At 64.3% G+C, this 16,081-nt stretch carries 24 protein-coding genes and 1 tRNA gene; 17 read left to right on the top strand and 8 right to left on the bottom strand.

Annotated features, from left to right (window positions below; genetic code table 11):
- Positions 1–64: 64 nt before the first annotated feature.
- From rpsJ to rplE, 14 genes are all read left to right on the top strand, one after another.
- Entirely contained in the window at positions 65–388 is a 324-nt protein-coding gene (rpsJ, locus tag Q4C89_RS02725; RefSeq protein ID WP_092265343.1) for a 30S ribosomal protein S10, read from the top strand.
- The gene (gene rplC, locus Q4C89_RS02720) at positions 385–1,005 is read left to right on the top strand and encodes a 50S ribosomal protein L3 (protein WP_303101069.1); all 621 of its coding nucleotides are present in this window, start codon (positions 385–387) and stop codon (positions 1,003–1,005) included. The genes rpsJ and rplC overlap by 4 nt, the downstream gene beginning before the upstream one ends.
- A gap of 3 nt (positions 1,006–1,008) precedes the next feature.
- Entirely contained in the window at positions 1,009–1,629 is a 621-nt protein-coding gene (gene rplD, locus Q4C89_RS02715) for a 50S ribosomal protein L4 (RefSeq protein ID WP_303101068.1), read from the top strand.
- On the top strand, positions 1,626–1,913 hold the full coding sequence (locus Q4C89_RS02710; RefSeq protein WP_278913635.1) for a 50S ribosomal protein L23: 288 nt from the start codon (positions 1,626–1,628) through the stop codon (positions 1,911–1,913). Before rplD ends, Q4C89_RS02710 begins: the two co-directional genes overlap by 4 nt.
- Before the next feature lie 13 nt (positions 1,914–1,926).
- The gene (gene rplB / locus Q4C89_RS02705; protein ID WP_303101067.1) at positions 1,927–2,754 is read left to right on the top strand and encodes a 50S ribosomal protein L2; all 828 of its coding nucleotides are present in this window, start codon (positions 1,927–1,929) and stop codon (positions 2,752–2,754) included.
- Positions 2,755–2,765: 11 nt separating this feature from the next.
- The gene (gene rpsS / locus Q4C89_RS02700) at positions 2,766–3,053 is read left to right on the top strand and encodes a 30S ribosomal protein S19 (RefSeq protein ID WP_303101066.1); all 288 of its coding nucleotides are present in this window, start codon (positions 2,766–2,768) and stop codon (positions 3,051–3,053) included.
- Positions 3,050–3,448 (top strand): 50S ribosomal protein L22, encoded by a 399-nt coding sequence (gene rplV / locus Q4C89_RS02695; RefSeq protein WP_303101065.1) that lies wholly within the window; start codon positions 3,050–3,052, stop codon positions 3,446–3,448. Before rpsS ends, rplV begins: the two co-directional genes overlap by 4 nt.
- Positions 3,448–4,194, top strand: a complete 747-nt coding sequence (rpsC, locus tag Q4C89_RS02690; protein WP_303101064.1) for a 30S ribosomal protein S3 — start codon at positions 3,448–3,450, stop codon at positions 4,192–4,194. The genes rplV and rpsC overlap by 1 nt, the downstream gene beginning before the upstream one ends.
- The gene (gene rplP / locus Q4C89_RS02685) at positions 4,194–4,619 is read left to right on the top strand and encodes a 50S ribosomal protein L16 (protein ID WP_303101072.1); all 426 of its coding nucleotides are present in this window, start codon (positions 4,194–4,196) and stop codon (positions 4,617–4,619) included. Before rpsC ends, rplP begins: the two co-directional genes overlap by 1 nt.
- The gene (gene rpmC / locus Q4C89_RS02680) at positions 4,606–4,809 is read left to right on the top strand and encodes a 50S ribosomal protein L29 (protein WP_303101063.1); all 204 of its coding nucleotides are present in this window, start codon (positions 4,606–4,608) and stop codon (positions 4,807–4,809) included. The genes rplP and rpmC overlap by 14 nt, the downstream gene beginning before the upstream one ends.
- Positions 4,806–5,096, top strand: coding sequence for a 30S ribosomal protein S17 (gene rpsQ, locus Q4C89_RS02675; RefSeq protein WP_010886965.1), 291 nt, complete (start codon positions 4,806–4,808; stop codon positions 5,094–5,096). The genes rpmC and rpsQ overlap by 4 nt, the downstream gene beginning before the upstream one ends.
- Positions 5,093–5,497: a 50S ribosomal protein L14 gene (rplN, locus tag Q4C89_RS02670; protein ID WP_010886966.1), complete on the top strand. Its 405-nt coding sequence runs from the start codon at positions 5,093–5,095 to the stop codon at positions 5,495–5,497. Before rpsQ ends, rplN begins: the two co-directional genes overlap by 4 nt.
- Positions 5,497–5,844 (top strand): 50S ribosomal protein L24, encoded by a 348-nt coding sequence (rplX, locus tag Q4C89_RS02665; RefSeq protein ID WP_368493200.1) that lies wholly within the window; start codon positions 5,497–5,499, stop codon positions 5,842–5,844. Before rplN ends, rplX begins: the two co-directional genes overlap by 1 nt.
- Before the next feature lie 116 nt (positions 5,845–5,960).
- Positions 5,961–6,503, top strand: a complete 543-nt coding sequence (gene rplE, locus Q4C89_RS02660; protein WP_303101062.1) for a 50S ribosomal protein L5 — start codon at positions 5,961–5,963, stop codon at positions 6,501–6,503.
- Positions 6,504–6,598: 95 nt separating this feature from the next.
- On the opposite strand, the gene Q4C89_RS02655 is transcribed toward rplE, so the two are convergent.
- From Q4C89_RS02655 to Q4C89_RS02640, 4 genes are all read right to left on the bottom strand, one after another.
- Positions 6,599–7,243, bottom strand: a complete 645-nt coding sequence (locus Q4C89_RS02655; RefSeq protein ID WP_303101061.1) for a cyclodeaminase/cyclohydrolase family protein — start codon at positions 7,241–7,243, stop codon at positions 6,599–6,601.
- A 76-nt stretch (positions 7,244–7,319) separates the two neighbouring features.
- Entirely contained in the window at positions 7,320–8,312 is a 993-nt protein-coding gene (locus Q4C89_RS02650; protein WP_303101060.1) for a malate dehydrogenase, read from the bottom strand.
- Positions 8,313–8,485: 173 nt separating this feature from the next.
- Complete coding sequence (locus tag Q4C89_RS02645) at positions 8,486–9,013, bottom strand: multidrug DMT transporter (RefSeq protein WP_303101059.1); 528 nt, start codon at positions 9,011–9,013, stop codon at positions 8,486–8,488.
- A 50-nt stretch (positions 9,014–9,063) separates the two neighbouring features.
- On the bottom strand, positions 9,064–10,179 hold the full coding sequence (locus Q4C89_RS02640) for a S1C family serine protease (protein WP_303101058.1): 1,116 nt from the start codon (positions 10,177–10,179) through the stop codon (positions 9,064–9,066).
- A 69-nt stretch (positions 10,180–10,248) separates the two neighbouring features.
- Between Q4C89_RS02640 and Q4C89_RS02635 the strand changes: the two genes are divergently transcribed.
- Positions 10,249–10,695 carry a gamma-glutamylcyclotransferase gene (locus Q4C89_RS02635; RefSeq protein WP_303101057.1) on the top strand — a complete coding sequence of 149 codons (447 nt, stop codon included), beginning with the start codon at positions 10,249–10,251 and terminating at the stop codon, positions 10,693–10,695.
- Between the two features lie 13 nt (positions 10,696–10,708).
- Here the strand turns inward: Q4C89_RS02635 and Q4C89_RS02630 are convergent, their stop codons facing one another.
- The gene (locus tag Q4C89_RS02630) at positions 10,709–12,304 is read right to left on the bottom strand and encodes a S8 family peptidase (RefSeq protein ID WP_303101056.1); all 1,596 of its coding nucleotides are present in this window, start codon (positions 12,302–12,304) and stop codon (positions 10,709–10,711) included.
- Positions 12,305–12,523: 219 nt separating this feature from the next.
- The gene (rpsO, locus tag Q4C89_RS02625) at positions 12,524–12,799 is read right to left on the bottom strand and encodes a 30S ribosomal protein S15 (protein WP_303101055.1); all 276 of its coding nucleotides are present in this window, start codon (positions 12,797–12,799) and stop codon (positions 12,524–12,526) included.
- A gap of 164 nt (positions 12,800–12,963) precedes the next feature.
- Here rpsO and Q4C89_RS02620 point away from each other — a divergent pair.
- Positions 12,964–13,046, top strand: a tRNA-Leu gene (locus tag Q4C89_RS02620).
- Between the two features lie 38 nt (positions 13,047–13,084).
- On the opposite strand, the gene Q4C89_RS02615 is transcribed toward Q4C89_RS02620, so the two are convergent.
- Both Q4C89_RS02615 and Q4C89_RS02610 read right to left on the bottom strand, forming a co-directional pair.
- Positions 13,085–14,269, bottom strand: coding sequence for a glutamate ligase domain-containing protein (locus Q4C89_RS02615; RefSeq protein ID WP_303101054.1), 1,185 nt, complete (start codon positions 14,267–14,269; stop codon positions 13,085–13,087).
- Positions 14,270–14,275: 6 nt separating this feature from the next.
- The gene (locus tag Q4C89_RS02610) at positions 14,276–15,460 is read right to left on the bottom strand and encodes a M20 family metallopeptidase (RefSeq protein WP_303101070.1); all 1,185 of its coding nucleotides are present in this window, start codon (positions 15,458–15,460) and stop codon (positions 14,276–14,278) included.
- 108 nt (positions 15,461–15,568) lie between these two features.
- Between Q4C89_RS02610 and Q4C89_RS02605 the strand changes: the two genes are divergently transcribed.
- Positions 15,569–15,862, top strand: a complete 294-nt coding sequence (locus tag Q4C89_RS02605) for a hypothetical protein (RefSeq protein WP_303101053.1) — start codon at positions 15,569–15,571, stop codon at positions 15,860–15,862.
- Positions 15,863–16,081: the final 219 nt, after the last annotated feature.

The raw sequence follows: 16,081 nt of genomic DNA, 5'->3' as shown, positions 1-16,081 counted from the left end.
CGATCCGCGAAGGTGGCCGTACCGTCGGCGCAGGCGTCGTTTCCAAGGTCCTGGAGTAATAAGCATGGTTGCCCCGAAGATTCGTATCAAACTGCGTGGCTTTGACCACAAGGCGCTGGACCAGTCCGCGAGCAAGATCGTGGACACCGTCCGGCGCACCGGGGCGGACGTGAGCGGTCCCGTACCGCTCCCCACCCGCATCCGCCGCTTCTGCGTGCTGCGCTCGCCCTTCATCGACAAGGACAGCCGTGAGCACTTCGAAATCCGTACCCACAACCGTCTGGTGGACATCATGAACCCCACCAAGAAGACCATTGATTCTCTGATGACCCTCGACCTGCCCACCGGCGTCGACATCGAGATCAAGACTGTTGGGGGCCGCGCATGAAGGGTATCCTCGGCACCAAGATCGGCATGACCCAGATCTGGAAGGACGACCGGGCCATTCCCGTGACCGTCGTTCTGGCTGGTCCCTGCCCCGTCGTGCAGCGCAAGACCGCGCAGACCGACGGCTACGAAGCCGTGCAAATCGGCTACGCACCCAAGGCCGAGCGCAAGGTCAACAAGCCCATGCAGGGTCACTTCGCCAAGGCGGGCGTGGCTCCTGTGCGTATCCTGCGCGAATTCCGTGGCTTTGCTCCTGAAGGCGACACCGTGAACGTGGATATCTTCTCCGAAGGCGAGAAGATTGACGCGACCGGCACCAGCAAGGGCAAGGGCACCCAGGGCGTCATGAAGCGCTGGAACTTCGCCGGTGGTCCCGCGAGCCACGGTTCCAAGAAGTGGCACCGCCGCCCCGGTTCGATCGGTCAGCGTAAGACCCCGGGCCGCGTGTACAAGGGCAAGCGCATGGCCGGTCACATGGGTATGGAGCGCGTGACCGTGCAGAACCTCGAAGTCGTGGAAATCCGCGCCGGTGAGAACCTGATTCTCGTCAAGGGCGCAATTCCCGGCGCGAATGGCGGGCTCGTGGTGCTGCGTCAGGCCGCCAAGGGAGGCAAGTAAGACATGGCGCAGATTAACGTCATCGGGCAAAACGGTGGGCGCACCATTGAGCTGCCCCTGCCCGAAGTGAGCAATGGTGTGCTGCACGAAGTCGTGACCTGGCAACTCGCCAGCCGTCGCCGTGGCACCGCCAGCACCAAGACCCGCGCTCAGGTGGGCAAGACGGGCAAGAAGATGTACAGCCAGAAGGGTACGGGTAACGCCCGTCACGGCGACCGCAGCGTTCCTACGTTCGTGGGCGGCGGCGTGGCCTTCGGCCCCAAGCCCCGCAGCTACGACTACACCCTGCCCCGTCAGGTGCGTCAGCTGGGTCTGGCGATGGCGATTGCCAGCCGTCAGGAAACCGGCAAGCTCGTGGCCGTGGACGGCTTTGACCTCAGCGATGCCAAGACCAAGAGCTTCATCGCCTGGGCTAAGCAGAACGGCATGGACGGCACTGAAAAGGTGCTGCTGGTGACCGACGACGAAAACGCTCGTCTGGCTGCCCGCAACGTGAGCTGGGTCAGCGTGCTGCCCGTGGCTGGCGTCAACGTCTATGACATCCTGCGTCATGATCACCTGGTGATCGACGCGGCGGCCCTTGAACTGGCGGAAGACGAAGAAGCCGGGGAGGAGCAGCAATGAGCCACTACGACATTCTTCAGGCTCCCGTGATCAGCGAGAAGGCTTACTCGGCCATGGAGCGCGGCGTGTACTCGTTCTGGGTCAGCCCCAAGGCCACCAAGACCGAGATCAAGAATGCCATTCAGCAGGCGTTCGGCGTGCAGGTCGTGGGCATCAGCACCATGAACGTGCCCGGCAAGCGCAAGCGCGTGGGCCGCTTCATCGGTCAGCGCAATGACCGCAAGAAGGCCATCGTGCGTCTCGCCGAAGGCCAGAGCATCGAGGCCCTGGCGGGCCAGGCCTAAGGAGATTTGAGACATGGCCGTCAAGAAATACCGTCCCTATACCCCCAGCCGTCGCCAGATGACGACTGCGGACTTCAGCGGACTGACCAAGAAGCGCCCCGAGAAGGCGCTGACCGAAGCCCTGCCCAAGACCGGTGGTCGCAACAACCGTGGCCGCATCACCAGCCGTTTTATCGGTGGTGGCCACAAGCGTCTGTACCGCATCATCGACTTCAAGCGTCGTGACAAGAGTGGCGTGACCGCTAAGGTCGCTGCCATCGAGTACGATCCCAACCGCAGCGCCCGTATCGCTCTGCTGCACTACGCCGACGGCGAAAAGCGTTACATCCTCGCTCCCGAAGGTCTGACCGTCGGTGCGACCGTGAACGCTGGCCCCGAAGCCGAGCCCAAATTGGGTAACGCTCTGCCCCTGCGCTTCGTGCCCGTGGGTGCCGTGGTTCACGCCTTGGAACTCGTTCCTGGCAAGGGTGCCCAGCTCGCCCGCAGCGCCGGAACCAGCGTTCAGGTTCAGGGTAAGGAAAGCGACTACGTCATCGTGCGCCTGCCCTCGGGCGAACTGCGCCGCATTCACAGCGAGTGCTACGCGACCATCGGTGCCGTCGGCAACGCCGAGCACAAGAACATCGTGCTGGGCAAAGCCGGACGCAGCCGCTGGCTGGGCCGCAAGCCCCACCAGCGTGGTAGCGCCATGAACCCCGTGGATCACCCCCACGGCGGTGGTGAAGGTCGTACCGGCGCGGGCCGCGTGCCTGTGACCCCCTGGGGCAAGCCCACCAAGGGTCTCAAGACGCGCCGCAAGCGCAAGACCTCGGATCGTTTCATTGTCACCCGTCGTAAGTAAGGAGGGTCGTTATGCCCCGTAGCCTCAAAAAAGGCCCGTTCGTGGAAGACCACCTCCTGAAGAAGGTGGACGCCCAGAACGAAAAGAAAGACAAGCGCGTCATCAAGACCTGGAGCCGCCGCTCCACCATCGTCCCCGAGATGATCGGTCACACCATTGCTGTGTACAACGGCAAGCAGCACGTTCCCGTTTTCGTGAACGAGCAGATGATCGGTCACAAGCTCGGTGAGTTCAGCCCCACCCGCAACTACCGCGGCCACGGCGCTGACAAGAACGCTAAGGGGAGCAAGAAGAAATGACCGCTCCTGAATTCCGCAACAAGAAGCAGCGCAAGCAGCAAGTCAAGCTGCGCAAGCCCGGCTACGCCATCGCCAAGTACGTCCGTATGTCGCCCCGCAAGGTGCGCCTGGTCGTGGACGTGATTCGCGGCAAGACCGTGCAGGATGCAGAGGACCTGCTGCGCTTCATCCCCCGCGCCGCCAGTGAACCCGTCGCTAAGGTGCTCAACAGTGCCAAGGCCAACGCGCTGCACAACGACGAGATGCTCGAAGACCGCCTCTACGTCAAGGAAGCGTACGTGGACGCCGGCCCGACCCTGAAGCGTCTGTTGCCCCGCGCCCGTGGCTCGGCGAACATCGTCAAGAAGCGCACCAGCCACATCACCATCATCGTTGCCGAGAAGGGAGCCAAATAATGGGCAATAAGATCAACCCGAACGGCTTCCGCCTGGGCATCACCAAGGGCTGGAACAGCCGCTGGTACGCTGGCAAGAAGCAGTACGCCAGCCTGCTCAAGGAAGACGAGCAGATTCGCCAACTGGTCAGCAAGAAGCTGGCTGCCGCTGGCATCGCCCGCATCGAAATCGAGCGTGCTGGTCAGCAGGTCAACGTCATCATCTCCGCCGCCAAGCCCGGCGTGGTGATCGGCAAGGGCGGCGAAAGCATCAAGGAACTGCGCGGTGACATCGAGCGTCTGGTGTCGGCGGGTACGGTGGCCGTGAACGTCGCCGAGATCCCCAACCCCAACATCAGCGCCCCCCTGGTGGCCCTGCGTATCGCCGAGCAGATCGAGCGCCGTTTCGCGTTCCGCCGTGCGATGAAGCAAGCTGCCCAGCGCGTGATGGAATCGGGCGCCCGTGGCGTCAAGGTGATCCTGAGCGGTCGCCTCGGCGGTGCCGAACAGGCCCGTACCGAGAAGGTGCTGGAAGGCCGCGTGCCCCTGCACACCCTGCGCGCCGACATCGACTACGGCACCGCACTGGCCCGTACCACCTACGGCATCCTGGGCATCAAGGTGCTGGTGTTCAACGGTGAAGTGATCGGTGGCAAGACCGAGACCTTCGCCCGTCCCAAGCCCCGCAACGACGAGCGCCGCCGTGAAGACGGTGACCGTCCCGCCCGCCGCCGTCCCACGGCGCGCCGCCGCACCGGAGGTGAATGATGCTTCTTCCGAAGCGCACCAAATTCCGTAAGCAGTTCCGTGGCCGCATGACCGGCGACGCCAAGGGTGGCGACTACGTGGCCTTCGGCGACTACGGCCTGATTGCCCTGGAACCCGCTTGGATCAAGAGCAACCAGATCGAAGCCTGCCGCATTGTGATGAGCCGTCACTTCCGCCGTGGTGGTAAAATCTACATCCGCATCTTCCCCGACAAGCCTGTGACCAAGAAGCCCGCCGAAACCCGAATGGGTAAGGGTAAGGGTGCCGTGGAGTACTGGGTCAGCGTTGTGAAGCCCGGCCGCGTGATGTTCGAAGTGGCGGGCGTGACCGAAGAGCAGGCCAAGGAAGCCTTCCGCCTGGCTGGTCACAAGCTCCCCATCCAGACCAAGATGGTGAAGCGCGAGGTTTACGATGAAGCCCAGTGAGATGCGTAACCTGCAAGCTGCCGATTTCGCCAAGGAAATCGACAGCCGCAAGAAAGAACTGATGGAGCTGCGCTTTCAGGCGGCGGCGGGCCAACTGGCCCAGCCCCACCGCGTGCGCCAACTCCGCCGCGAAGTGGCCCAGCTCAACACCATCAAGGCCGAGCTGGCCCGCAAAGGGGAGCAGCAATGAAAAAGACCTTTACGGGCGTCGTGGTGAGCGACAAGGCCGACAAGACCGTGAGCGTCAAGGTCGAGCGCCGCTTCGCACACCCCCTGTACGGCAAGGTCGTGACCCGCAGCCACAAGTATGCGGCCCACGACGAGAACAACGAATACAAGATCGGTGACCGTGTCGAGATCATCGCGGTGCGCCCCATCAGCAAGACCAAGACCTGGAAGGTCACCAAGCTGATCGAGCGTCCCCGTGGCATCGAAACCACCCTCGCTGAAACCGAAGTTGCCGGAGGTGAAGCATGATCATGCCTCAATCCCGCCTGGACGTGGCGGACAACAGCGGCGCCCGCGAAATCATGTGCATTCGCGTGCTGAACAGTGGTATCGGCGGCAAGGGCCTGACCACCGGTGGTGGCGGTAACAAGCGCTACGCCCATGTCGGTGACATCATCGTCGCCTCGGTCAAGGACGCTGCGCCCCGCGGTGCCGTGAAGGCTGGCGACGTGGTGAAGGCCGTGGTCGTCCGCACCAGCCACGCCATCAAGCGTGCCGACGGCAGCACCATTCGCTTCGACCGCAACGCCGCCGTCATCATCAACAACCAGGGTGAACCCCGTGGTACCCGCGTCTTCGGGCCAGTCGCCCGCGAGTTGCGTGACCGCCGCTTCATGAAGATCGTTTCCCTGGCTCCGGAGGTGCTGTAATGCCCCGTCCTAGCGCAGGCAGCCACCACAACGACAAGCTGCACTTCAAGAAGGGTGACACCGTCATCGTCCTGAGCGGCAAGCACAAGGGTCAGACCGGTAAGGTGCTGCTCGCCCTGCCCCGCGACCAGAAGGTCGTTGTGGAAGGCGTGAACGTCATCACCAAGAACGTCAAGCCCAGCATGAGCAACCCCCAGGGTGGTCAGGAACAGCGCGAGCTGGCCCTGCACGCCAGCAAGGTTGCCCTGGTCGACCCCGAAACCGGTAAGGCTACCCGTATCCGCAAGCAGATCGTCGACGGCAAGAAAGTGCGCGTCGCGGCGGCGAGCGGTAAGGTCATCGACTAAATCTCTCTCTCGGGTCACCCTGCGAAGCCCCACTTTTGGGGCCTCAACGTCTCAATACGGGGGTGACCTGAGCGGCGCTGGCTGAAAAACTGCCAGACCGCTCGAAGGAATTCACCATGCAACAGCTCAAGCAGAAGTACAACGAGCAGGTTCGTCCCGCCCTGATGCAGCAGTTCGGCTACTCCAGCGTGATGGCCGTGCCCCGCATCGAAAAGATCGTGGTCAACGAAGGTCTGGGCAGCAGCAAGGAAGACTCCAAGGCGATCGACAAGGCTGCCAAGGAACTCGCCCTGATCACCCTGCAAAAGCCCATCATCACCAAGGCCAAGAAGAGCATCTCGAACTTCAAGCTGCGTCAGGGGATGCCTGTCGGCATCAAGGTCACGCTGCGCGGCGAGCGCATGTACGTGTTCCTCGAGAAGCTGATCAACATCGGCCTGCCCCGTATCCGTGATTTCCGTGGCATCAACCCCAACGCCTTCGACGGCCGTGGCAACTACAACCTCGGTATCAAGGAGCAGTTGATTTTCCCCGAAATCACCTACGACATGGTGGACAAGACTCGCGGTATGGACATCACCATCGTGACCAGCGCCAAGACCGACGAGGAAGCCCGCGCCTTGCTGCAAGCGATGGGCCTGCCCTTCCGCAAGCAGTAAACCCGCTTCAGAATAAAAGGAGTCGCTCAGGCGGCTCTTTTTCTGTTGCCCATATCAAAGTATCAAAGAGGCCCCCTCTGCTGGGAGCCGCTTTCTTATTCTTGGTTCTCGGCAATCTGCCGCTGAGCCTGCTTGAGCAGCCGCTCGGCCCGTTCGTGGCCCTCACTAGCGAGGGCGTCACGCCGGGCCTGCAAAGGGGCTTTCTCGTCGTCGGAGAGGCGGAGCAGGTTGATGTCCACCGTCAGCAGAGCGGCGTCTACGGCTCCCCGGAGTAGGGCAGCACCCGCGCCGACATCGCTCACCACTTCGGCGTGAACTTCGCCCACGGTGCCTTCGGCTTCGGTGAGCGCCTGCACGCACTGGGCGGCGATGTTCAGGGGCGTAGACCGGGCGGCTTCGCCCGCTTCGGCCAGGGCCTGGGCACGGGCCTGCTCTTCTTCTTCCGAGTCCTTGGGCAGCTTGGTGGCGTCCACAAATTTGCGGAAGACCGCCACATCCTCGTCGGCCAGTGCTTGCAGGCGGGCCTGAATGGTGCCGAGGCGCTTCAGTGTCGCGCTCAGTTCGGGGGAAAGCTCCTTCCCGGCCTTCTGCGCCTTGTTGCGGCTGATGGTCAGGGCCATGCTCAGCAGGCCGACGCCGAACGCGCCGCTGAGGGCGGCAACACTTCCGCCCCCCGGCGTGGGCTTGTGGCTGGCCGTCGCTTTGAGTAGGTCGGCGGCAGTCTGGTTCCAGAGACTCATGCCCTGCACTCTAAATAAAAAAGCGAGGGCAAAGAGCCTGCGCTGGCCCTTTGCCCTTCACTCCCTGCCCTCCGGCTTACTTCACCAGGCCGAGTTTACGCACTTCGTCGCGCTCTTCTTCGAGCTCGCGGGCGGTGGCGTCCATCTTGCCACGGCTGAAGTCGCTGACATCCAGACCCTGCACGATTTCGTACTTGCCGTCCTTGCACTTGACGGGGAAGCCGTAAATCAGGCCTTCGGGGATGCCGTAGGAGCCGTCGCTGGGGATGCCCATGCTGGTCCATTCGCCTTCGGGGGTGCCGAGGGCCCAGTCGCGCATGTGGTCAATGGCAGCAGAAGCCGCCGAGGCCGCCGAGGAAGCGCCACGGGCTTCGATGATGGCCGCGCCACGCTTGGCGACGGTGGGGATGTAATCGCTCTCGTACCACTGGCGGTCAATCTGGTCGAGGGCGGGCTGGCCCTTCACGGTGGCCTGCGAGAGGTCGGGGTACTGGGTGGAGGAGTGGTTGCCCCAGATGGTCACGTTCTTGATGTCGCTGACCGCCGCGCCGGTCTTCTCGGCGAGCTGCGAGATGGCGCGGTTGTGGTCGAGGCGCACCATGGCGGTGAAGCACTTGGGGTCGAGGTCGGGGGCGTTCTGCTGAGCAATCAGGGCGTTGGTGTTGGCGGGGTTGCCGACGACCAGCACCTTGACGTCACGGCTGGCGACTTCGTTGAGTGCCTCGCCCTGGGGCTTGAAGATGCCCCCGTTGGCTCCGAGCAGGTCACCGCGTTCCATACCGGCTTTGCGGGGCATGGCACCGACCAGCAGGGCGAAGTCGGCGTCCTTGAAGGCCACCTTGGGGTCGTCGCTGGTAATCACGTCGGCCAGCAGCGGGAAGGCGCAGTCGCGCAGCTCCATGACCACGCCTTGCAGCGCCTTGAGGGCGGGGGTGATTTCCAGCAGTTGCAGAATCACGGGCTGGTCTTTGCCGAGCATGTCGCCAGCGGCGATGCGGAAAAGCAGGCTGTAGCCGATTTGTCCGGCAGCGCCAGTCACGGCCACGCGGACGGGTTGTTTCGTCGTCATGTGTCTTCCTCCTGAAGATGGTTTTACGGCTCATGCTACCGCGTGCAGGTCAGGAAGCGGGACAGGCGTTCCTACGGGGGGGACAGGGAGGAGGGCAGGTGGCGGATGGCAAAAAACAAAAGGGCCGCCTTCCTCTCCCTCAAGGGCGGGAGGAAGGCGGCCGGGGGAAGAGGTCAGGCGGCGGGGGCGGTGTCGTTGGTCGGGGCCGTTTCGCTGTCGGGCGCTTCTTCGGTGTCAGGGGTACGGCGGGCGCGGCTGCCACGCTCCTGGGTGGGCCGTTCTGCAGCTGCGCGTTCGGGGCGCTCGCTGGCAGGGGCGTCGGCGCCTGCGCCAATGCGGGTCAGCGTCTCACCGAAGGCCGCCAGGGCCTCGCTGCTTTCCAGCTCTGCCACGGCGCGGGCGTTGAGCGCGGCCAGGGCCTCACGGTTGACGGCGTATTCAGGGGCCTCGTAACCTTCCAGCTTCCCCAGCACGCGGTAGGCAGTGGGCGCGTCTATACGTTCGCCCTTGCTGGTCACGATTTCGGGGCCGCTCATGGGCTCAGCGCCAATCAGGGTGATTTCGGCCTCGCTGATCAGCATGGCGCGGTCCCCCCGCTCCTTCATGTGCGCGGCGAGTTGCAGCAGGCGGCGCAGGTCCAGCATGGAGTGAAAGAGGTCGAGGTGGGCGAGCATGGCTCCGGCTTTCTTGAGAGTATCCATGCTCCTATTATTCTGTTTTTAACAGAATTGTCAATATGTTTTGAAACAAATCAGGGCTTAATATTTATTCCACTGGTCTGGATGAGCTGAGCGCGGCCCGCCAGTTTGACTGGGACAGTCAGCGTCTGATTGCCGCGCAGCACCGTAAGTTTGACCGTTTCGCCAGGGCGCGACAGCCGCAAGGCCCGCTGGAATTCGTCGAAGTTGCCGACCTTTCGTCCGCCGACCGCTGTAATCAGGTCGCCCTGAAGCCGCTGACCTGAGGCGTCGTAGCGCAGGGGTTGCAGGCCCGCCTGCGCCGCTGGCCCGCCAGGGGTGACGAGGTTGAAAAAAGCGCCCGGCGTGTTACCGAAATTCAGCCCCAGGTCACGGCTGGCCTGCGAAAAGTTGCTGGCAGGCAGGTTCTTGAGCAGCGCGAGGTCGCCCGTCAGTCCCAGGCCCGCCACGGGTGCGTCCCGCTTGACCCCCCGGCGCAGGTCGGTCAGCCGCGTGTCGCCTTCCAGCAGCGGAATGGCGTAGGCGCGGTATTCGCCGTTCTCGGCCTTGTCGCCGCCCGACCACGCCACATGGTTGATGACGCCGACGACCTGACCCTTGCCATTGAGCAGCGGCCCGCCACTGTCGCCGGGAAAAACGGTCAGGTTGGTTTCGAGCGTCCCCGCGTTCAGGTCCGCTTCTGCCGAGTGTGCGCCGAGGGCGGTGACCCGGCCCAGTTGCGGGCGCAGGAAGGCCGTGCCGCCGTTGCCCACCGCGAACACGGCCTCGCCAGCTTGCGGCAACCCACGGGCCAGCGGCAGCTTGGGCGTTGTCCCGCTTCCGCCCACTTTCAGGAGGGCGAGGTCTTGCACGTCGTCGTAGCCGACCACCGTGACCGGATAGACCTGCCCGCCGCTGGTTCGCACGCTGAGTTGCCGCGCCCCGAAAACGACGTGATAGGCGGTCAGCGCCAGCCTGTCCGACCCGATAAAGAAGGCGGTCCCTACGGCGTCGGTGGGGCGGCAGGCTTTGGGCGCACATTCCTCGACGCGCAGCACGGCGGGGCGCAGTTGCTGGGCCAGCGGTTGCAGGGCGCTGATTTCGCCGGGGCTGAGGGGTTGGGGGGCCGCACTGAGCGCCGCCGTCGTCAGGGCCGCACACAGCGTGAGAAGGAAGGTGGGCCGTGACATGCCCCAATTCTGAGGGTTGTGCCCCGGCCTGTCTGTGGGCTGGGGGTGAAGTCGGTTAGATTCTGGGATATGGCTGCCCCTGTCCCCGAACTGCGCTCCGTTTTCGTCTACGGCACGCTGATGCCCGGTGAGCGCAATGCCCACGTTGCCGGAAAAGGCTTCACTGCACAGGCAGCGCGGTTGCCCGGGTTTCGGCTGTTTCACCTGACGCCCGAAGGCTATCCCGGTGTGGTGAGGGGCGAGGGCGAGGTGAGCGGCTTCGTGCTGACCTATTCTCCGGAAGCTTGGGCGCAGGCGCTGCCGTTTCTCGACCATCTGGAAGGTCTCGACGAAACGCCGCCGCTCTACCGCCGCGAGCAGGTCAGGGTGCGGCTGGAAAGCGGCGACGAGGCCGAAAGCTGGGTTTACATCTATGCCCGCCCGGAGCGGCTGGAACAGGCCGGAGTGACCGAAGTGGCGGGCGGTGACTGGCGCACGGTGGCGGGGCGGCAGGAACGGGGGCCGGACGAACGCTGAAGGCCCCCTGTGCTCAGCGGCTTTCGGTGAGGGTGTAGGTGGCGCTGCCGCTGTAGGCGTACACCAGCCAGCGGTAGGTGCCGCTGCTCGCGCCGTAGCTGATGCTCTCGGTGCTGGCGCTGCCTTCGCTGGCGCTGACGGTTGTCCAGCCCGAGCCGTTGTACCGCTGCAAGTAGAGGTCAAAGTCGGTGCCGCTGGGGGCGGTCAGATTGGCCTTGAGGGTGCCGCCCGCGTATGCGAAGCCCTGGGCGGAGGGGTTGGCGGCAGAGTACCCCTGATACAGGTAGGCGCTGTAGGTGTTGGTCGGAGTCGTCGGCGTGGGTGTGGTCGTGCTGCTGGTGAACAGGCTGTAGAGCATTCGGTTGGGGCTGCCTGCGCCGATGTTGCTCAGACGGTTGGGGGTGCTGTTGCTCAGCAGCGCCGAACGCACCTGGCTCAGGTTGGCGGACGGATTGGCCGACAGGTAAAGGGCAATGGTTCCGGCGACATGCGGTGAGGCCATGCTGGTGCCGCTCATGACCGCCGTGCCTCCGTTGTAGGAAGTGCTGGTGATATTGGTGCCGGGCGCGAACAGGTCCACACAGCTGCCGTAGTTGCTGCTGCTGTTGCGGACATCGCTGCTGTTGACGTTGCCGACGTTGATGCCGTTGGGGGCGCTGGCGGGGCTGTAGTTGCAGGCGTCCTGACCGAAATTGCCCGCCGCAATCGCGATGATGAGGCCACTGTTGACGGCGGCGTCCACGCTGTCGTTGACGGCCTGACTGTAGTCCCCGGTGATGCTGATGTTGGCGACGGCTGGCCCCGAGCGGTTGGCCGCCGCCCAGTTGATGCCGCCGATGATGCTGGAGTTGGCTCCATAGTTGTTGCAGCCCAACACCTTGACCGCCACCAGACGCACGCCTTTGGCGACCCCGTACGTGGCGCTGCCCACCGTACCCGCCACATGGGTGCCGTGTCCGGCACAGTCGTAGTTGTAGCCGTCGCCGGTCCAGTTGCCGCCCCACACGGCCCGCCCGCCGAAGTTGCTGTGTCCGGTATAGATGCCCGTGTCGATGATGTAGGCAGTGACGTTGCTGGCGGTGCCGCTGTAGGTGTAGCCGCCGCCCAGTGGCAGGTCGCGCTGGTCGATGCGGTCCAGGCCCCAGGTGACGCCCGTCTGGGTGGCGGAGGCGGCAGAGAGGGCGTCTTGCTCAATGTATTTCACGCGCTTGTCGTCGCGCAGCGTCGTCAGATTCTGGGCGCTGAGTCGGGCCGCAAAGCCCTGAACGGTGCCGCCGTAGACCTGCAAGACCTGAAGACCCTGAGCATCCAACCCGAAATTCTGGGCGATGAGTTGCTGAGCTGCGAGGCTCTGGGCGCTCAGGCTGCCGCTGAGGTTCTGCGCCCTCAGTCCCGGCACGGCTCCGTCACGCAGCATCACGATGTATTGCCCGGCGATGGCTTGGGGGTTTTCGGTCCCCAGCAGCGGAGCCTGGGTGTGGAGTTTGGTGCTCTGCACCTGGGCGGTGCCGGGCATGATGGCAATCGTCCCCTTGGAAGAAGGGGCCACCGAACCACAGCCAGCGAGTAGCAGAGCGAGAGAAGTCAGGCCGACGGTACGCTTGAGCATGAAGAATTCTCCTGTACGGGTGAAAGATGGGGAGGAGAGATGCCACCGCAACCGGGCAGCACTTGAATGTCGATGAGGACAAAGTCTAGAAGCCTAACTGGGCGTCTACAAGCTGGAGGGGGTCGGGGTGTCCATGCTTGCGGGTCAGCCGTCTGGGTGCAGCGTAGACAACGAAAAAACCCCCACCACGTGGGCGGGGGCCTGAAGGTCGAATCTCGATTAGCGAACGATGCGCTGACCGCGGCGAATGCCGAGCTTGTCGGTGAGGGCGATGTAAGCGTCGTAGTCGGTGCGCTCGAGGTACTTGAGCAGGCGGCGGCGCTGACCGTTGAGCAGTTGCAGACCGCGCTGACCGGACTTGTCCTTCTTGTTGGTGCGGAGGTGGTCGGCCAGGTTGTTGATGCGGGCGGTCAGCAGGGCAATCTGAACGGTGGTGCTGCCGTTGTCCTTCTCACCGGCGGCGTGCTGGCTGATGATGTTTTGCTTGTCGATCATGGGTAGTTCTCCTGTTATGAAAGTCCCGACTGCTTCAGCCAGGGAAGACCCCTGACCGCATGGCAGCGGCAAACGTCAGCATACTGCCCAAACTCGTGCGAAGGCAAGTCATGGCTTGACAATTTCTGCCCGCGCCCCTACTATTTTCCCTGCCTCTCACCCATGCTCGGGTGGCGGAATTGGTAGACGCGCACGTTTGAGGGGCGTGTGGGTAACCGTGTGGGTTCAAGTCCCATCCCGAGCACCAAAAAAGCGCCGGATTCTCAGGAGTCCGGCGGCTTTTTTTTATGCCTTCATTTCGGTGACTCTTTCGCGCAGCAGTCCCGCCAGATACAGACTTCCCGCAAGCAGCAGCGTGCCGCCCCCTGGCGTGAGGGCCAACGCTTGCGCCAGCGCTTCGGCAGGGTCATCCACCGCTTGCCCGCCATACTGCACGGCGAGTTCGGCGGGTGGGGCCGCCAGTTCGGAAGGCGCGGTAAAGACCCGCACGGGCGCAACTTCCAGCAAGGGGGCGAGCGTGGCGGCAGTGTCTTTGCGGGCCAGGCCGCCGAACAGCAGCACGTCCGCCTGCGGAATGGCCTGGGCCAGCGCCCGCGCCGCGTGGGGATTGTGTGCGCCGTCTATCCACACGGTTTTTTCGCCCACCGTGAAGCGTTCCAGGCGACCCGCGTGGGTGGCCTCCAGCGCCGCTTCCGCGCCCGCCTCAAAGCCCAGTACCCGCAACGTCGCCAGCGCCAGCGCCGCGTTTTGCCGCTGATGGGGGCCAGCCAGCGCGGGGTCGTGGGGCAGGGCGAACAGTTCGGGATGGGTGGCGGGCGTGTAGAGCGGCGCGTTCTTTTCGGCGGTGACTTCGCGCACCACGTCCAGCGCCTCGCCTGTGGCGGTGGTGAGCAGAGGCACACCCGCACGGGCCGCGCCCGCCTTGTCGCGGGCAATGTCGGCGATGGTCGGGCCGAGGGCCGCCGTGTGGTCGAGGTCGGCATTGGTCAGGGCCACCGCCCGCACGTCTGAAAGCGCCTGGGTCGCGTCACTCACGCCACCGACGCCCGCTTCCATCACGGCCCAGTCCACGCCCGACGCGGCAAATTCGCGGCAGGCCAGCGCCAAGGTGAGGTCGAAAAAGGCTTCGGCGGGGGCGTTGGCTTTGGCCCAGTTCACAAAATCGGCGGTGCGGGCGGGGTCAAGGTTTTTGCCGTCCATCCGAATGCGTTCCTCGTAGGCGTGCAGGTGCGGGCTGGTGAAGCGGCCCACGCGCACGCCACAGGCCAGCAGGCCCGCCTCCAGCATGGCGCAGGTGCTGCCTTTGCCGTTGGTGCCGACCACGCGAATGCTGGCGAACTGGCGGTCGGGTGCGCCCAGTCGGTCCAGCAGCGCCCGCGCTGGCTGTGGCCCCCGCTCGCGGCCTGCGCGGGTCTGGGCGTAGAGCCAGTCGTAGTCAGGGACAGGCACAGGGGTCTGGCCTTCAGCCATCGGCCATCAGCCTTCTGCCGCCAAACGCTGCGCCGCCGCGTACATCATCCGCACGCCCGTTTCCAGGCTCAGTTCGTCCAGCGTAAAGCGGGGGTGGTGATGGGGCCAGTGGCTGTCGGCTTCGTCGCTGGCGCTGCCGACGTTGAAGTAGGCTCCTGGCGCTTTTTCGAGGTAGGCGCTGAAGTCCTCGCCGCCCATCCACTGCGGCGCTTCGACCACGTCGCCTTCGCCAAATTCGGCCACGGCGATGTCGCGTAGGGTCTGGGCCACCCAGTCGGTATTGATGACGGGCCGGTAGCCGAAGTCGTAGTTCATCTCGTACCGGGCACCGTGGGCCTCGCAAATCCCCTTTACCACGCGCTCGATGAGCTGGGGCGCACGCTGGCGCAGTTCAGGCGAAAAGCAGCGCACCGTGCCGACCAGTTCTGCCGTGTCGGGGATGACGTTGTGGGTGGTTCCGGCGTGGAACTGCGTGATGCTGACCACCAGCGATTCCAGCGCCGAGACGTTGCGGCTGACGACGTGCTGAAGGTTGCTGACGATTTGTGCGCCGATGGCGATGGGGTCGATGGTCTGCTCGGGCTGCGCGCCGTGCCCGCCCTTGCCGATGATTTTGAGGGTCAGCATGTCCGGCGAGGCCATGAACGCCCCGGCGCGGATGCCCACCTTGCCCGCAGGCAGACCGCTGCTGAGGTGTAGGCCCGTCGCCACGTCCACGCCGTCCATCAGCGGCGTTTGCGTGACCAGTTCCTCCGCACCGCCGGGACCGTTTTCCTCAGCGTGCTGGAAAATCATGCGGATTTCGCCCGCCACGTTCGCGGCGTCTTCGCTCAGCAACTTTGCCGTGCCCAGCAAAATGGCGGTGTGGCCGTCGTGACCGCAGGCGTGCATGACGCCGTCGCGCTTGGACTTGAATTCGAAGGTGTTTTCCTCGTGGATGGGCAGCGCGTCTATGTCGGCCCGCAGCAGCACCCTTTTGCCGGGCTTGCCGCCCCTGAGCACCGCCAGCACGCTGGTCGCGGTGGGGCGGGTGACGCTCAGGCCGGGCATCTTCTTCAACTCGGCTTCGATGTAGGCCGCCGTTTCATGCTCCTCGAAACTCAGTTCGGGGTGCATGTGCAGGTGCCGCCGCCACGCTTCGAGTTGAGGGCGCAGGGCCGAGACGCGGGCCTCGGTGGTCGGGGGGGTCATGGTCATGCGGCCAGGGTAGCGCGGCGACGCAAAGAGGGCGGCGGTTTTCCCTACCTTCCTTGAGCGGCGCCTCAGCAACTTTTCTGCCGCAGGTGGCGTAATGGCGGTATGAAACCGATTCGTCAGACCCCGGCCCGCAGCGTCAGCCGTGGCCGCAGCGTCAAAACCATAAACAGCCACCGCACCGCCGCCAAAGGGGCTGGCCTGGGGCGGGTGCTGTCGCAACTCGCCATCTTTGCGCCCATTGCCATTGAGGCCGCCGCCTACCTACGCGGCCAGCAAAAAGCCAGGCGGGGCAAATACTACAAGAGCAGCACCAAGGGCAAAGCTTTCGACTTTGTGCTGGGGCAGGCGCAAAAGCGCTTCGGCAAGACGCCGCCCAGGAAAAAAGGCTGGTTCTGAGTTGTTGATGGTTGATAGTTGATGGTTCCGCTGCGCTGATGGTTGATGGATGCGTCATTTTCCCTCGCCCCTTGCGGGAGAGGGAGGGAGGAGCGAAGCGACGGAAGGGTGAGGGGGCCTCCAGACCAACTTCTTTTCCCCCAACACCCCTCCTCCTTTAGACCCTTAGCCCTTCCCCCAGCAACTTTCCCCCTGACCCCCGCGTACTTGCTGCGTGAG

This window comes from Deinococcus sp., assembly GCF_030523985.1.
GTDB lineage: Bacteria > Deinococcota > Deinococci > Deinococcales > Deinococcaceae > Deinococcus.
The sequence above is the reverse complement of the archived record's forward strand: the minus strand, read 5'-3'. Positions and strand labels throughout refer to the sequence as shown.

What these genes read in the sequence shown, in the direction of transcription:
- rpsJ (WP_092265343.1), top strand. Translation starts at nt 65, where the DNA reads ATGGTTGCCCCGAAGATTCGTATCAAACTGCGTGGCTTTGACCACAAG.
- rplX (WP_368493200.1), top strand. Translation starts at nt 5,497, where the DNA reads ATGCCCCGTCCTAGCGCAGGCAGCCACCACAACGACAAGCTGCACTTC.
- Q4C89_RS02605 (WP_303101053.1), top strand. Translation starts at nt 15,569, where the DNA reads ATGAAACCGATTCGTCAGACCCCGGCCCGCAGCGTCAGCCGTGGCCGC.
- Q4C89_RS02650 (WP_303101060.1), bottom strand. Translation starts at nt 8,312, where the DNA reads ATGACGACGAAACAACCCGTCCGCGTGGCCGTGACTGGCGCTGCCGGA.
- rpmC (WP_303101063.1), top strand. Translation starts at nt 4,606, where the DNA reads ATGAAGCCCAGTGAGATGCGTAACCTGCAAGCTGCCGATTTCGCCAAG.
- Q4C89_RS02610 (WP_303101070.1), bottom strand. Translation starts at nt 15,460, where the DNA reads ATGACCCCCCCGACCACCGAGGCCCGCGTCTCGGCCCTGCGCCCTCAA.
- Q4C89_RS02655 (WP_303101061.1), bottom strand. Translation starts at nt 7,243, where the DNA reads ATGAGTCTCTGGAACCAGACTGCCGCCGACCTACTCAAAGCGACGGCC.
- rplB (WP_303101067.1), top strand. Translation starts at nt 1,927, where the DNA reads ATGGCCGTCAAGAAATACCGTCCCTATACCCCCAGCCGTCGCCAGATG.
- rplD (WP_303101068.1), top strand. Translation starts at nt 1,009, where the DNA reads ATGGCGCAGATTAACGTCATCGGGCAAAACGGTGGGCGCACCATTGAG.
- Q4C89_RS02710 (WP_278913635.1), top strand. Translation starts at nt 1,626, where the DNA reads ATGAGCCACTACGACATTCTTCAGGCTCCCGTGATCAGCGAGAAGGCT.
- Q4C89_RS02630 (WP_303101056.1), bottom strand. Translation starts at nt 12,304, where the DNA reads ATGCTCAAGCGTACCGTCGGCCTGACTTCTCTCGCTCTGCTACTCGCT.
- rplP (WP_303101072.1), top strand. Translation starts at nt 4,194, where the DNA reads ATGCTTCTTCCGAAGCGCACCAAATTCCGTAAGCAGTTCCGTGGCCGC.
- rpsO (WP_303101055.1), bottom strand. Translation starts at nt 12,799, where the DNA reads ATGATCGACAAGCAAAACATCATCAGCCAGCACGCCGCCGGTGAGAAG.
- rplC (WP_303101069.1), top strand. Translation starts at nt 385, where the DNA reads ATGAAGGGTATCCTCGGCACCAAGATCGGCATGACCCAGATCTGGAAG.
- rplN (WP_010886966.1), top strand. Translation starts at nt 5,093, where the DNA reads ATGATCATGCCTCAATCCCGCCTGGACGTGGCGGACAACAGCGGCGCC.
- rpsC (WP_303101064.1), top strand. Translation starts at nt 3,448, where the DNA reads ATGGGCAATAAGATCAACCCGAACGGCTTCCGCCTGGGCATCACCAAG.
- Q4C89_RS02640 (WP_303101058.1), bottom strand. Translation starts at nt 10,179, where the DNA reads ATGTCACGGCCCACCTTCCTTCTCACGCTGTGTGCGGCCCTGACGACG.
- rpsS (WP_303101066.1), top strand. Translation starts at nt 2,766, where the DNA reads ATGCCCCGTAGCCTCAAAAAAGGCCCGTTCGTGGAAGACCACCTCCTG.
- Q4C89_RS02645 (WP_303101059.1), bottom strand. Translation starts at nt 9,013, where the DNA reads ATGGATACTCTCAAGAAAGCCGGAGCCATGCTCGCCCACCTCGACCTC.
- rpsQ (WP_010886965.1), top strand. Translation starts at nt 4,806, where the DNA reads ATGAAAAAGACCTTTACGGGCGTCGTGGTGAGCGACAAGGCCGACAAG.
- rplV (WP_303101065.1), top strand. Translation starts at nt 3,050, where the DNA reads ATGACCGCTCCTGAATTCCGCAACAAGAAGCAGCGCAAGCAGCAAGTC.
- rplE (WP_303101062.1), top strand. Translation starts at nt 5,961, where the DNA reads ATGCAACAGCTCAAGCAGAAGTACAACGAGCAGGTTCGTCCCGCCCTG.
- Q4C89_RS02635 (WP_303101057.1), top strand. Translation starts at nt 10,249, where the DNA reads ATGGCTGCCCCTGTCCCCGAACTGCGCTCCGTTTTCGTCTACGGCACG.
- Q4C89_RS02615 (WP_303101054.1), bottom strand. Translation starts at nt 14,269, where the DNA reads ATGGCTGAAGGCCAGACCCCTGTGCCTGTCCCTGACTACGACTGGCTC.